The sequence below is a fragment of the Azospirillum sp. TSH64 genome, assembly GCF_003116035.1.
Taxonomy (GTDB): domain Bacteria; phylum Pseudomonadota; class Alphaproteobacteria; order Azospirillales; family Azospirillaceae; genus Azospirillum.
Window position 1 is genome coordinate 102,449 of the sequence record NZ_LGQW01000002.1, and the last position, 13,901, is coordinate 116,349.

A 13,901-nucleotide genomic window follows, 5' to 3' on the forward strand; every position below is an offset into this window, starting at 1 on the left:
CTTGATCCTCCAGTCACTGGAGGATCTAGGCTTTGGAAGAGCTGCCGGCAACGGCCATGATCGAGGAGCGTCTTCCATGCACGGACCGATTTCCGATTCCTTTCCCGATCCTCCGGCCGGGACGCAGGCCGCTACCGCCCTGCGCACCAGCCGCTACCGGGTGTCCGGCATGGACTGCGGCTCCTGCGCCGCCAAGATCGAGACGGCGCTGCGCCGGGTGCCGGGGATCCATGAGGTGCGGGTGTCGGTGCCCGCCGGGACGGTGACCGTCTCGCATGAGAACATGCTGGGCGCCGATGCGGTGGTCCGTCCACTGACGGCGCTTGGTTACGGCGCCACCCCTGCCGATCCGGTGGTGGAGGCCGGACCGTCAAGCCGCGGCGGGGGCTGCTGCGGGGCCGAGGCCCAGCCGCATTCTCACGCTCACTCCCATGATCATTCCCATGGGCCCTCCCACAGCCATTCCCACAACCATTCCCATGGCCACGACGATGCGTCCGAAGCGCCCTGGTGGCGGGGACGCAAGGCTCGGCTGACCCTGGCGGCCGGCGCGGCCCTGGCCGCCGCGACGGCGCTGGGACTGCTGGTGCCGGCGGCGGAGCCCTGGGCCTTCCCGCTGGCGCTGCTGGTCGGGCTGGTTCCGGTCGCCCGCCGCGCCCTGGCGGCGGCACGGGCCGGAACGCCCTTCTCCATCGAGATGCTGATGACGGTCGCCGCCATCGGCGCGCTGCTGATCGGTGCGGTGGAGGAGGCGGCGACGGTCCTGGTCCTCTTCCTGGTCGGCGAATTGCTGGAGGGGGTGGCGGCCGGCCGGGCGCGGGCCGGCATCCGCGGCCTGACCGCGCTGGTTCCCGACACGGCCTTGCTGGAGCAGGACGGCGCCGCCCCGCACTCCGTTCCCGCCGCCGGGCTGGCGGTGGGCTCGGTCATCCTGGTGCGGCCGGGCGACCGGGTGGCGGCCGACGGTGTCGTGCTGTCCGGCCGCAGCGCGGTCGACGAATCCCCCGTCACCGGCGAAAGCGTGCCGAAGCCGAAGGCCGAAGGCGACGAGGTCTTTGCCGGCACCATCAACGCCGACGGCGTGTTGCGCGTCCGCGTCACCGCGGCGGCGCGCGACAACACCATCGCCCGCATCGTCCGGCTGGTGGAGGAGGCGCAGGCGAGCAAGGCCCCGACCGAGCGGCTGATCGACCGCTTCGCCCGCGTCTACACGCCGGGCATCGTCGGGGTGGCGGCGCTGGTCGCCGTGGTACCGCCGCTGCTTTTCGACGGCGACTGGACGGAGTGGATCTACCGCGCCCTGGCGGTGCTGCTGATCGGCTGCCCCTGCGCGTTGGTGATCTCCACACCGGCGGCCATCGCCGCCGGCCTGTCGAGTGGCGCCCGGCGCGGGCTGCTGCTGAAGGGCGGCGCCGTGCTGGAGGCGTTGAGCCGCATCACCACCGTCGCCTTCGACAAGACCGGCACCCTGACGGAGGGCAAGCCGCGCGTCACCGACCTGATCCCCTTGCAGGGCAGCGAGACGGAACTGCTGGCCGATGCCGCGGCGCTGGAGGCCGGGTCGAGCCATCCGCTGGCCCGTGCCATCCTGGCCGCGGCGGCCGAACGCGGCATCGCCCCGCCAGCGGCAGGCGAGGTCACCGCCCTTCCTGGTGCCGGCCTGACCGGCAAAGTGGATGGCCGCCTGCTGGCCCTGCTGTCGCCCCAGGCTGCGGCATCGTCGCTGGGTGCGGCACCGGCGGACCAGGCCGCCGCCTTCGCCGAGGCGGGCAAGACGGTCTCGGTCCTGCTGGTCGACGGTATCCCCGCCGGACTGATCGCCATGCGCGACGAGCCGCGCCCCGATGCCCGCAGCGGGATCGAGGCGCTGGAGCGCGCCGGCATCCGCTCGCTGATGGTGACCGGCGACAATGCCCGCACCGCCGGGGCGGTCGCCGGGATGCTGGGGATGCCGGCGCATGCCGAACTGCTGCCGGACGACAAGCTGCGCATCGTCCGCGATCTCCAGGCCCGAGGGCAGCGGGTGGCGAAGGTCGGCGACGGCATCAACGACGCCCCGGCGCTCGCCGCCGCCGATGTCGGCATCGCGATGGGCGGCGGCACCGACGTGGCGCTGGAGACGGCCGACGCCGCCATCCTGCACGGCCGGGTCGGCGACGTGGCCGCCATGGTGGCGCTGTCCCGCCGCACCATGGCCAATATACGTCAAAACATCGCACTGGCCCTGGGCTTGAAGGCGGTCTTCCTGCTCACCACCGTGCTTGGTGTCACCGGGCTGTGGCCCGCGATCCTGGCGGACACCGGTGCCACCGTGCTGGTCACCGCCAACGCCCTGCGCCTTCTGTCCGTCCGCCCGTGAGCGTGATGGACAATACATTGATTCTATTAGGAGAAATTCTATGAACATGACACGGCGGACGATGATGCAGGGGGCGGCGCTCGCCGTCCTGGCGCTCGGCCTCGGGTCCGTGGGGCTGCCGGGCATGGTCCGCGCCGCCGTGCCCGCCGGCAACGCGGCGGTGGAGGTCTGGAAGGCGGCGAGCTGCGAATGCTGCGAAGGCTGGGTGCGGCACATGCGCGCGGCCGGCTTCGACGTCACCGTCCATGTCGTCGACGACGTGACGCCGATGAAGCGGATGGCCGGCGTGCCGGACGATCTCGCCTCCTGCCACACGGCGCGGGTCGGTGGCTATGTGCTGGAAGGCCATGTGCCGGCCGAGGACGTAACGCGGCTGCTGGCCGAACGGCCGCAGGCCCGCGGGCTGGCGGTCCCCGGCATGCCGCAGGACGCCCCCGGCATGGATATGGCCAGCGGCCAGCCCTATCAGGTCATGCTGTTCGGCGCCGCCGGCGGCCCGCAGGTCTTCGCCCGCCACTGACCTCCTTGCCGGACCGGGATGGCGGCCCAAGCGCCATCCCGGTCCGGCAAGCCTTGTCTTTGACTCTATCCCCTCCGGGGGGATAGGATCGGGGCATGAGCAAGCACCATTCCCATCCCGACATCGTCAAGCGCCTGAAGCGCGCCGACGGTCACCTGCGCGGCATCATCGAGATGATCGAGGCCGAACGCCCCTGTCTGGACATCGCGCAGCAGCTCCACGCGGTGGAAAGCGCCGTGCGCGAGGCCAAGAAGCTGCTGATCCACGACCATCTCGACCATTGCCTGGACGCCGCGGTCGATGCCGGACCGGAGGAGTCCCGCCGCTCCATCGCCGAGTTCAAGGCGATCACCAAATACCTCTGAGGGGGCTGGAATGCCGGATTTCGCCGCCCTGTTGCAGCAGGGAGCCGGGCAGGCCTGGCTGTTCGTTCCCAGCGCCATCCTGCTGGGCGCTCTGCATGGGCTGGAGCCCGGCCATTCCAAGACCATGATGGCCGCCTTCATCGTCGCCATCCGCGGCACGGTGTTGCAGGCGGTCCTGCTGGGGCTGGCGGCGACGGTTTCGCACACGCTGGTGGTCTGGGTGGTGGCGCTTGCCGGCTTGCGCCTTGGCCAGGGCTGGGACGCCGCGACGACCGAGCCCTATTTCCAGGTCGCCTCGGCGGTGCTGATCGTCGGGGTGGCGCTGTGGATGATGGTGCGGACGTGGCGGGAGCAACATTCGCATCGCCATCATGACCATCACCACGATCATGGTCACGGCCATCACCATGGTCACCACCATCATGACGACGGGCCGGAGGATGCGCACGCGCGGGCGCATGCCGAGGAGATTCGCCGCCGCTTCGACGAGCGGCCGGTCACCACCGGCCAGATCGTCCTGTTCGGCCTGACCGGCGGCCTGATCCCCTGCCCCGCCGCCATCACCGTCCTGCTGCTGTGCCTGCAATTGAAGGAGGTCGCCCTGGGCGGCGTTCTGGTGCTGTGCTTCAGCATCGGGCTGGCGCTGACCCTGATGTCGGCCGGGGTGGTCGCGGCGCTGGGGATGCGCCATGCCGAGCGCCGCTGGTCCGGCGCCTTTGGCCGCATCGCCCGCCAAGCCCCCTATGTCTCCGGCGCTTTGATCCTGGCGGTCGGTCTTTACGTCGGCCTGCATGGGCTTTCGGGGCTGGGCTACCATCTCGCCGGCTTGCCCTCCCTGTCCTCCGCCGTTCAGCGGGCGGGATAGGCCGGACAGATCATGCTTTCGGCGGCAAAGAGATGGGCGCGCGCGATCAAGCGCGACGTGCTGGCGGTCTATCTGGCGGCGCGCGACCCGCGCACCCCCTGGGGCGTTCGGGTCCTGGCGATGGCGGTCGCCGCCTATGCGCTGAGCCCGATCGACCTGATCCCCGATTTCATCCCGGTGCTGGGCTATCTGGACGACCTGCTGATCGTGCCGCTTGGCATCCTGCTGGTCGTCCGCCTGATCCCGCATGAGCTTCTGGCCGAACACCGGGCCGCCGCGGCGCGCCGGTCCGCCCGGCCGGTCAGCGTCGCCGCTGCTGCGGTCATGGTTGCCCTCTGGCTGGCGGCGGGCGTTCTCCTGTGGCTGTGGTTGGCACCGCCCTTTGAAGGCTGGCTGTCCTAGCCGTTAAGCTCTCACGTCATCCTTGCCAGGATCCCGGCCACGACGGCGTCGAGGTCGCCGCCGCGGTAGAGCGTTCCCTCGATGCCCGCCCGCTGCGCCGCCTGCACGTCGGTGTCGCGGTCGCCGATCAGGAAACTGCCCTTCGGTTCCACCGGCCATTCGGCCATCGCCTGCAACAGCATCCCCGGCTCCGGCTTGCGGCAGGCGCAGTCGGTGCGGTAAGGCGGCTCGCCATGATCGGGATGGTGCGGGCAGTGATAGAAGGCGTCGACATGGGCGCCGACGGCGCGCAACTCCTGCTGCATCCAACGATGCAGGGTGCGCACATGCTCCTCGCTGTACAGGCCGCGGGCGACCCCGGCCTGGTTGGTGACGACGAAGACCAGAAAGCCGGCGTCGTTCAACCGCTTCACCGCCTCCCTGGCTCCCGGCATCCAGGTGATCTGGTCGGGACGGTGGGCGAAGCCGATGTCTTCGTTCAGCACGCCGTCGCGGTCGAAGAAGGCAGCTTTGCGGCGTCCGGCATTCCGGGCTTGGGGTGATGTGTCGGGCATGATGGCGGTGGCGGGGCTCTTAAGGGGCGGTCGGGTTGAGAAGCCGCTTGGGCAGCATCGTTGTCAACCCGGATGCCGCTTTCCCAAACAAGATGCTTTGAAAATAAAATGACATGTCTTCATGAAAACATATGGTGAAATCACGCCATTACCTTATTCCCGTTCGATGCGACGGACGCAGCCGAGCAGCAATTCCTCCAGATTGAGCGGCGGCATATCGATGTGGATGGCTTCAAAGCCGCGGTTCCGCGCCCGGACCATCAGGTCGTGATTGGTCTCGGCGATGGACAGCAGGACTGGGCGGACGGCACCGCGCATCGCGGTCAGCCGGTCGAAGACGGATGGCCACGGACCTTCGGCTTCCCGCCGCTCCGGTCCGGTCTCCCCCAGCACGATCAGGTCGGGACCGATGGCACCGGACAAGGCGGCAGGGGACCGCGCCAGCAGAGCCAGTCCTTCCTCCATTGTTCGGCCCGCCACCACCCCCCAACCCAGCGTCTCCAGGTAAAGCCGCAGCCCCTCGCGCAGCAATGGATTGCGGTCGGCAACCAGAGCCCAGCGTACCCGGCTTCCGGTCGTCCAGTGCTGCGGCGATGGGCCGGCATGATCCATTCGGCCGTCATCGATCATGGACGCGGTCATGGGGGCGTGCTCCGGTTCGAAGGCTCCTGTCTGCGGCAGGGACTCTTCCTGTGACTTTTGAGGAAAATTCCCGGGATCGCATCCTCCACATGACGGACGAGGCGCTTGGACTATGGTCATATGCAACCGATGGCGCTTGAATGAGAAATGTTGCCTACGGGAAATTGATTGCTAACGGAGGATTTCCCTATAGTGGACAGCGCTGACCAGTTGATCGAGGCTATCTACGACGCCGTGACCTTTCCGGAGCGCTGGGGAGGGGTTTTGGAGCGGCTCTGCGCCTTGACCGATGCGACGCACGGCTTCCTGTTCACCACCGCCCCCCGCCATGACAGCCTGACCGCGGCATTGTGGGCCCGCCACAACATCACCGACAGGCAGCTGGCCGACTACACCACGCATTTCCGCCACCGTGACGTCTGGGCGAACGCCGCAGCGGCGCGCGGTCTGCTGAACCGCTGCGTCGTCCGCCGCGGCGAGGAGCTGGTACCGGATGCGGTTCTGCGGCGCTCGGCCTTCTTCAACGAGCTGCTGCGGGATCACGGCATGGGCCGGCTGTGCGCACTCACCCTGTCCGACGGCGGCGAGCTTTCGTCGGTGCAGCCGGTGCTGAGCCTCCATCGGCCCGCCGATGCCCTCCCCTTTTCCGACGAGACGGTCCGCCTTCTTCAGGACTGTGCCCCGCATCTCCAGCGGGCGATGCGGTTGCGCGTCCGGTTGCTGGCAGGCCGGGACGGCCGGGAGGAGGCTCGCTGGAGCGGCCGTGCCATCGACCGGCTGCCGATGGGGGTTGTCCTGCTCGACGCCACCGGGCGGATTGCCGGCCTGAACCGGGCCGGGCAGGCGATGATCGATGCGCGGGACGGGCTGCGGCTTGTGCAGGGGCGGTTGCAGGCTGAACAGGGGGGCGAGGCTCGCCGGCTTGCCCATCTGCTGGAGGCTGCGGCGTCGGCCGGCGGAAAGGGGGCATCGGCGCACCGGGGGGAAGCGGCCGACCTGCGGGTGTCGCGCCCCTCCGGCCGGGCGTCCTATCTGCTGAGCGTTCTGCCTCTGTCGCCCGAGGCTGCGGGACCGTTCGACGATGCGGATGGCGGGGGCAGTGGTGGGGGCGGCGGTGCGCACATCCGGGCCGTGGTCTACATCGTCGATCCGGCCGCGGTGGCGCCTGGGTTGGGAAGGCGGCTGTGCGCCCTGTTCGGTCTGACGGCGGTGGAGGCCGGCCTCGTCGTCGATTTGCTGGGCGACCTGACCCCGGCCGAGATCGGCGAGCGTCGCGGCGTGGCGATCAGCACGGTGCGCAGCCAACTGCGCAGCGTCTTCGCCAAGACCGGAACCACCCGCCAAAGCGAGCTGATGAATCTGGTGAACCGCTGCCTGATGCTGCCTGAAGGGCCGTGATTGCCGCAGCCGTGACGGTCAAGGCAGCGCCGATACCATCAGGAGGCCGAGATAGATGCCGATGAACAGGCCCAGCACGATGCCGTAATCGGCTTCCGTCATCGGGTTGGAGTCAGGGTCGAACTGCCGCATGAATACGCCTTCTGCGCCGTTGGTCCTGCCTGAATAACAGTGGACGGCGGCGGATCGTTGCGACATCGGCGTGGTATGGGGGCGGGCCATTCCGGGACCGGATCTCTGCGAACCGGTCCCGTCGGCGATAGGGGGTGGCGATAAGGGCGGTGGCAAGGGTGTTTCGCGCCCGCTTCAGGTGGAGCTTTCCGCCTGCCCGGTGATGGCGGGCTTCGCCGGCATCTCCTCGGCAAGGGCGCGGTAGGCCAGCCCGCCCGCGAGGCCGCCGGCCAGCGGGGCGAGCCAGAACAGCCAGAGCTGCTGCAACGCCCATCCGCCGACCACCAGGGCCGGCCCGGTGCTGCGCGCCGGGTTCACCGAGGTGTTGGTGACCGGGATGCTGATCAGGTGGATCAGCACGAGCGCCATGCCGATGGCCAGCGGCGCGAAGCCGGCCGGCGCCCGCCGGTCGGTGGATCCCAGGATCACCAGCACGAAGAAGAAGGTCAGCACCAGCTCGATCGCCAGGGCCGAGGTGACGCTGTACTGGCCGGGCGAATGCGCCTCGTACCCGTTGGCGGCGAGGCCGTTGACGGCCAGGCTGTAGTCGGCCTTCCCGGTGGCGATGACATAGAGGACCAGGGCTGCCGCGAAGGCGCCGACCAGCTGGGCCAGCACATAGGGCAGGATGTCCTTGGCCGGGAACCGCCCGCCGGCCCACAGCCCGACCGTGACCGCCGGGTTCAGATGACAGCCGGAGATGTGGCCGATGGAATAGGCCATGGTCAGGACGGTGAGGCCGAAGGCAAGCGACACGCCGAGCAATCCGATCCCGACCTGCGGAAAGGCGGCGGCGAGGACGGCACTGCCGCATCCGCCGAAGACCAGCCAGAATGTTCCGAGAAACTCAGCGGAGCTGCGCCTAATCATACTCATGCCAACCTCCCACTGCTGTCAGGGTTGCCGAAGGCCGGCGGATGCCGGTGCGCAGACGAGGATAAATCCACTTCCGCGGGAGGGAGTTCGCGCGTTCGGGCAGGGGGATGTGGCAGAAGAACAGGGGGGTGGAACAACCGGATCGGGATGTCGCCCACAGGGCCCGGCGCCCTGCCGAACCTTTGTCCCGTGAAGCCCTTGAATGGACGGGGCACGCCTCCTTGCCGGAATGCAAGCCGGTCCTTTCCCCCACTTTGCGACAACGCTTTGTTTAAGCTTGATTCCCTATAGAGTTGATTGCCAGGATATGCAGCATGTTCTCTGGCCGTTCGACCGATCCTGGGCGATCGATGGGGGGAGTTCGCAATGGCGGAGCAGGGTGAGCGCGACATGGACGGCGGGGCGTCCGCCGATCCCAGGCCGGGCGCTTTCCCCTTATGGCCGGCCGACGGCAGCATGTGCGGCATTGATGGAGCCGGCGTGCTGGACGCGCTGTTCTCCACCAACGCCGCCCCCATCCTGCTGATCGATCCCGGACGCGACGGCGCCATCGTCGATGCCAACCCGCGGGCCGCCGTCTTTTACGGCCACAGCCGCGACCGGCTGCGCAGCCTTCATGTCTGGGACATCAACCAGCTCGGGCGGGCGATCCTGCCGGCGATGCGCGAGATCGCGTCCTGGGAGGGCGGCCATTATCCGCAGCGTTTCCACCATCGCCTGGCCGACGGGTCGGTGCGCGATGTGCAGGTCTATGCCGGCCCCATCCACCTCGGCGGGCGCAAGCTTCTGCTGTGCATCATCCACGACATCACCGCCGTGATCGAGGCCGAGCAGTTCAACCGCCTGCTGCTGGAGAACGTGCAGGTCGGGGTGTGCGGCATCGACCGCTCGGGTGCCGTCACCTTCGTCAATCCCACCGCCACCAGCGCCTTCGGCTTCCGCCACGAAAGCGAGCTGATTCGCAGCCACATCGGACGCTTCCTGTTCCCTGCCTTCCCACCCGGCACCGCCACTGGAGGCGTCAGGCCCCATCCGGTGTTCCGGGTTGCGGAGGCCGGAGAGCCGGTGCGCGACATCGAGACGGTGCTGTACCGCGGCGACGGCACGTCCTTTCCCGTACGGCTGACCGCCAGCCCGATCCGCAAGAATGACGGGATCGTCGGGGTGGTCATCAGCTTCTTCGACCTGACGGAGGAGCGCGAGCGGGAAGCCCAGGCGAGCGATCTCGCCAATGCCCTTCCGGGTGCGGTGTTCCAGGCCGAACTCCATCCCGGCGGAGGCTTGCGCGCGACCTACTTCAGCACCGCCGCAGCCTCCCTGTTCGGCGTGCGGCCGGATGCCGACCTGACCGCCGCGCGGACCCTGGCGCCTGTGATGGCGATGAAGGGGTGGGCGCGGGTCCGGCACGGCCTGCGGCAGGCTGGCCGGGCGGGCCGGGTCTGGGAAGGCGAGATGGAGATCGCCGGCGGACGCTGGGTGCTGGGCCGCGCCCAGCCGCGCCGCCGGAGCGACGGCACCGTGCTGTTCAACGGAGTGCTGCTGGACATCACCGACCGCAAGGGGCTTGAGGCGGAGCTGCAGCAGGCGGCCATGCACGATCCGCTGACCGGTGTGTGGAACCGCCGGCGGTTCCAGCAGGCGGTGGGCGAAGCCGCGGCCAGGCTCGAGCGGTACGGGCGCCCCTATATCCTGGCGTTGATGGACATCGACCATTTCAAGCGCTTCAACGACACGCATGGGCATCAGGCAGGCGACGATGCCCTGCGCATGGTCGCCGCCACCCTGTCGGACCGGCTGCGCCGCTCGGACGCGTTGGCGCGCTGGGGGGGCGAGGAATTCGCCCTGCTGCTGACCGAGACCGATCTGCCCTCCGCCCTGGGCGTTCTGGAAGCCCTGCGGCAGAGGGTGAGCGCGCAGCGGATGGCGTGCGGCGGGGCGGTCACCATCAGCATCGGCGTCGGCCAGGCCAGGGCCGGCGAGGACATCGACAGCCTGCTCCAGCGCGTCGATGCCGCGCTGTACAAGGCGAAAGCCGCCGGCAGAAACCGCGTCGAACAAGCCTGAGCGGCGGGATCGGTCTGTCCTGCCGGGGCATGCCGTGGAGCGGACGGACCGGGCTTCGCTGACCGTCCAAGGGGAAAATCCACGTCACCCCCTTGTTCTGGAAAGCTTTTCCAAAAACATATGGCGCCTGCCCACGGGGTAAGATAATCATCCGTTTAAAGGAATTATGTCCTTTAAACGGATGAAGGTCCACTGGGACGAATGCCCTCCCGCCATTCGCCTCCCCCCTGACCGTCTTATCGGAGTCCCGAGGCCATGCTGCTGCACGCATTGCTCAAACACGTCGAAGCCGAAGGGCTGGGAACCGAAGGAGGGTCCCTGTTCCTGGGCCGGGCGCCGCAGGACACCGCTGCGGGATCGGTCTTCCTGCCGCGGGGCGGAACCCGCCGCGACTATGCGCAAGGCCTTCGCCGGCTTTCCTTCCAGGTCCGCACCCACGATCCCGACTATCTCGCCGGAGAGGCCCGCGCCCTGGCGATCGCCGACGCACTGACCCTGCGGGCGGCTCCGGCTGGGGGCTGTTTCGTCATCTCGTGCCTGCCCCAGCACGAGCCGCTGATGCCCCATGACGAGACGGCAAGCACCTTCACCTTCATCGTCAACTACCGCGCCGACTGGCGTGTCGCCTGATTAGGAGACTATACCCATGGCCATCACCACCGAAGACATCGCCCTCGGTATCTGCGACGTCACCTTCGACGGCATCGATCTCGGCTCGACCAAGGGCGGCGTCGAAGTGACCGTCAAGACCACGAACTATCAGGTCAAGGCCGACCAGATGGGCGAGACCCCGCTCAAGGACGTCATCACCGGCACCGAGGTGTCGGTCAAGGTGCCGATGCTGGAAACCAACCTGACCAAGCTGCTGGCGGTGATGCCGCAGGCGGTCGGCGTCGGCGCGGCCGGTGCCGAGGTCGGGGTCGAGATCCGCTCCGGCGTCAACATCGACCTGCTGGCCATCGCCGCCCCGCTGAAGCTGCACCCCACCGCCCTGCCCGCCTCCACCACCAAGGACGATTTCGTCGCCTTCAAGGCAGCACCGCTGCCCAACTTCACCTTCAAGTACGAGAACGGCGGCGAGCGCGTCTACGAGGTCACCTTCAGCTGCTATCCGGACGGCACCGCCGGCAACCGCATCGCCGCCTTCGGCGCCCCCGTCGCCGCCTGACCGCGATGGTTCACGGCCGCGGGGGCTTTCGTCCCCGTGGCCGCCCTCGCGGACCTTGCCCGCCACCAGCGACCGGGAGCCTCCATGCCCCAGCCCACCATTTTGAACCTCGATGAGTTCCGCGTTTCCCGCAGCGTCGTCATCGGCGGGCGCGAGCGCATCCTGAAGAACATGACCGTCGAACAGTTCCTGCAGGCCGGGGACATCGAGCGGAAGCTTGAGGAGGCCGGCAGCGAGCGGGCGCAGATCCCGATCCTGGTCGATGTGATCGCCGGCCATCTCGAAGACACCCCGCGCGAGGAGATCCTCGGCCTCGATCTCGGGCAGCTCCTGGTCCTGCTGGCCTTCATCCGCGGAATCGATCCGGCGGAGCCGCCGCCGGGGAGACGCCAGCCGGGGGAGCCGCGGGCGGGCAAGCGGGGGAGCCGTCGGGCCCGTTGACGCGGCTCGACTTCGCCTACTGCTTCGCCCGCGTCAGCCGCTTCTACGGCATCGACCCGTTGCGCCTGCTGGCGCTGCCGGTGCGGATGTTCTGGACCCTGTTCAACGAGATCGACCGGCTGCGCGCGGAGGAGATGGCCGACTGGCTGCCGGTGCATCTGACGGCGGCCGGCATCGGCGCCCGCGAACTGCACGACCGGCTGCGCCAGCGGGTCGGCACGCCGCTCGCCTTCGCCGAGCTGCCCGATGGCGGCTGGGCGGCCGGGGAGCCGGGCCTGACCGAAAAGGCCAGAACCAGACTGCGCGCCCGCTTCGGCTAACAGAAAGGGAAAACCATGGCTGAAAACGCCGCCGGCCCGACTGTAAAACTGGTTATCGAAAACCAGGATTTCACCATTTCCATCAAACGCCTGGATGGTAGCATCACCAATCTTGCGGTGCAGACCAATTCCCAGCTGGATAGCTTGCATCAGCAAATCAGCGAGATTCATAAGGCCGCTGAGGATCTGATCACACCGCATGAAATGGCCAGCCGCTTCGCGGCACCCTACAGTGCGGCGGGAATGCTTGCCCAGAATCAGACCGGCGGAAAGGCTGAAACGGGCGCTCCGCCGGACGCAGCGGCGCAGAAGACCGACGAGGCCGCCAAGAAGTACAATCAGGTGATGGGCGCTGCCTTGCGTCCGCTCGGCGAACGTGTGCAGGCCAGCTTCGGCGACGGCTTGCAAACCTTGCTCAGCGGTTGGAGCGAAGGCGTGCTGAGCGTCGTGACCGGCAAGCAGCAAATCGGTCCCGCCTTTCAGAAGCTGTTCACCACCATGCGGAACAAGCTGCGGGATTTCCTCGTGAAGTCGGTTGCGGAGCAGACCGGCGCCGGGCTGCTCAACGTGCTGGGCTTCAAGACCAGCATCCCCGAAAACGGCAAATCCGCCGCGAAGGCCGGCAATCCGTCGGCATCCGCCCAAACGGACAAGAAGGACGAAGCCAAAGCATCCTCTGACACGTCCGCGAATGGAAATGGGGCAGCTGGTGGCGGATCGGTCGGCACCGGCAACGGACTTTTCAATTTCATCGACTCTCTCTTCACTTCAGACAGCCTGCTCGGCACCATCTGGTCGAAAATATCCTCCCTCTTCACGTCGGATGGGCTGCTCGGCGGCCTGATGTCCAGCATCTCCGGTCTCTTCTCCTCGCTGCTCAAACCCGAAGGGCCGCTGGGCGGCATCCTGTCGGGCATCGCCGGCTTCTTTTCGGCGCTCTTCCACACCGGCGGCATCGTCGGTGAAACCGGCCGGGCGGGGCGGATGGTGTCCCCCGGCCTGTTCGCCGGCGCTCCCCGCTTCCACACCGGCGGTCTGGTGGCGGGCGAGGTTCCGATCATCGCCCGCAAGGGCGAGGCTGTCTTCACGCCGGAACAAATGACGAACGCAGACCGTCTGATCCAGGCGGCGCAGGATGGCGGTCCTGCGGTCACCCAGTCGGTGACGGTGAATGTCGCCGGCGGCTCCACCGGCGACCGTGAGCAGGACAAGGCGTTCGCCGAGCGGATCGGCGCGTCGGTCAAGGAGCAGCTGCGCGCGATGATGGGCAACGAGCTGCGCCAGCAGATGCGGCCCGGCGGCATGCTGAACAACATGAGCTACGGAGGCTGAGCGATGGCCGGCGAAACCACGAGCCAGACCGCCACGAGCCAGAACGGTGTCCCGGTCTTCCTGCCGCCCTGTCCGCCGGTGACCGGCAGCACCATCGAGCCGGAGGTGAAGGTGCTGACCGCCGGTTTCGGCGACGGCTACACCCAGCGGGCGCCCGACGGCATCCACAACATCCGCGACCAGTATTCGCTGAGCTGGGAGTATCTCGACACCGACCAGGCGCGGGCGATCGAGGAGTTCCTGCGGGCCCGGCGGGGTGCTGAAAGCTTCCTGTGGAAGCCGCCCGGCGAACCCGACCGCCGGCGCTGGATCTGCAGCAAATGGAAGCGCACCCGCACCCATTACCTGTTCTCCAGCATCTCCGCGACCTTCGTCGAGGTCTTCGACCTCTGACCCCGCGCGGCCGCTTCGCTCCCTTCGACGG

General features: G+C 68.2%; 15 protein-coding genes and 1 pseudogene. 13 read left to right on the forward strand and 3 right to left on the reverse strand.

The features are described from left to right. The first annotated feature begins 76 nt into the window (after positions 1–76). From TSH64_RS00755 to TSH64_RS00775, 5 genes and pseudogenes are all read left to right on the forward strand, one after another. The gene (locus TSH64_RS00755) at positions 77–2,359 is read left to right on the forward strand and encodes a heavy metal translocating P-type ATPase (RefSeq protein ID WP_109095248.1); all 2,283 of its coding nucleotides are present in this window, start codon (positions 77–79) and stop codon (positions 2,357–2,359) included. Positions 2,360–2,399: 40 nt separating this feature from the next. Further along, entirely contained in the window at positions 2,400–2,879 is a 480-nt protein-coding gene (locus TSH64_RS00760; protein ID WP_109095249.1) for a DUF411 domain-containing protein, read from the forward strand. Positions 2,880–2,974: 95 nt separating this feature from the next. Beyond that, complete coding sequence (locus TSH64_RS00765) at positions 2,975–3,244, forward strand: metal-sensing transcriptional repressor (RefSeq protein ID WP_109095250.1); 270 nt, start codon at positions 2,975–2,977, stop codon at positions 3,242–3,244. Positions 3,245–3,254: 10 nt separating this feature from the next. Continuing rightward, a complete protein-coding gene (locus TSH64_RS00770; protein WP_109095251.1) occupies positions 3,255–4,109 on the forward strand; it encodes a nickel/cobalt efflux transporter in 855 nt (284 codons plus the stop codon). 12 nt (positions 4,110–4,121) lie between these two features. After that, positions 4,122–4,448 (forward strand): annotated as a pseudogene (locus tag TSH64_RS00775) (YkvA family protein); the annotation flags it as partial. A 74-nt stretch (positions 4,449–4,522) separates the two neighbouring features. Here TSH64_RS00775 and TSH64_RS00780 read toward each other — a convergent pair. Further along, positions 4,523–5,065 carry an HAD family hydrolase gene (locus tag TSH64_RS00780; protein ID WP_109095253.1) on the reverse strand — a complete coding sequence of 181 codons (543 nt, stop codon included), beginning with the start codon at positions 5,063–5,065 and terminating at the stop codon, positions 4,523–4,525. A 153-nt stretch (positions 5,066–5,218) separates the two neighbouring features. Then, complete coding sequence (locus tag TSH64_RS00785) at positions 5,219–5,707, reverse strand: response regulator (RefSeq protein ID WP_109095254.1); 489 nt, start codon at positions 5,705–5,707, stop codon at positions 5,219–5,221. A gap of 192 nt (positions 5,708–5,899) precedes the next feature. Here TSH64_RS00785 and TSH64_RS00790 point away from each other — a divergent pair, with 192 nt between their 5' ends. Beyond that, positions 5,900–7,105 carry a helix-turn-helix transcriptional regulator gene (locus tag TSH64_RS00790; RefSeq protein WP_146207963.1) on the forward strand — a complete coding sequence of 402 codons (1,206 nt, stop codon included), beginning with the start codon at positions 5,900–5,902 and terminating at the stop codon, positions 7,103–7,105. Between the two features lie 306 nt (positions 7,106–7,411). Here TSH64_RS00790 and aqpZ read toward each other — a convergent pair whose 3' ends face one another. Further along, complete coding sequence (gene aqpZ / locus TSH64_RS00795) at positions 7,412–8,152, reverse strand: aquaporin Z (protein WP_109095256.1); 741 nt, start codon at positions 8,150–8,152, stop codon at positions 7,412–7,414. Between the two features lie 366 nt (positions 8,153–8,518). Here aqpZ and TSH64_RS00800 point away from each other — a divergent pair, with 366 nt between their 5' ends. From TSH64_RS00800 to TSH64_RS00830, 7 genes are all read left to right on the forward strand, one after another. Beyond that, positions 8,519–10,216: a diguanylate cyclase gene (locus TSH64_RS00800; protein WP_247872684.1), complete on the forward strand. Its 1,698-nt coding sequence runs from the start codon at positions 8,519–8,521 to the stop codon at positions 10,214–10,216. A gap of 255 nt (positions 10,217–10,471) precedes the next feature. Next, positions 10,472–10,846: a minor capsid protein gene (locus TSH64_RS00805; protein ID WP_109095257.1), complete on the forward strand. Its 375-nt coding sequence runs from the start codon at positions 10,472–10,474 to the stop codon at positions 10,844–10,846. 16 nt (positions 10,847–10,862) lie between these two features. Then, positions 10,863–11,384, forward strand: coding sequence for a hypothetical protein (locus TSH64_RS00810; protein WP_109095258.1), 522 nt, complete (start codon positions 10,863–10,865; stop codon positions 11,382–11,384). A gap of 84 nt (positions 11,385–11,468) precedes the next feature. Further along, the gene (locus TSH64_RS00815) at positions 11,469–11,825 is read left to right on the forward strand and encodes a hypothetical protein (protein WP_109095259.1); all 357 of its coding nucleotides are present in this window, start codon (positions 11,469–11,471) and stop codon (positions 11,823–11,825) included. Then, the gene (locus TSH64_RS00820; RefSeq protein ID WP_247872685.1) at positions 11,822–12,145 is read left to right on the forward strand and encodes a hypothetical protein; all 324 of its coding nucleotides are present in this window, start codon (positions 11,822–11,824) and stop codon (positions 12,143–12,145) included. The genes TSH64_RS00815 and TSH64_RS00820 overlap by 4 nt, the downstream gene beginning before the upstream one ends. 15 nt (positions 12,146–12,160) lie before the next feature. Beyond that, positions 12,161–13,477: a hypothetical protein gene (locus TSH64_RS00825; RefSeq protein WP_109095260.1), complete on the forward strand. Its 1,317-nt coding sequence runs from the start codon at positions 12,161–12,163 to the stop codon at positions 13,475–13,477. A 3-nt stretch (positions 13,478–13,480) separates the two neighbouring features. After that, positions 13,481–13,870 carry a phage tail protein gene (locus TSH64_RS00830; protein ID WP_109095261.1) on the forward strand — a complete coding sequence of 130 codons (390 nt, stop codon included), beginning with the start codon at positions 13,481–13,483 and terminating at the stop codon, positions 13,868–13,870. Positions 13,871–13,901: the final 31 nt, after the last annotated feature.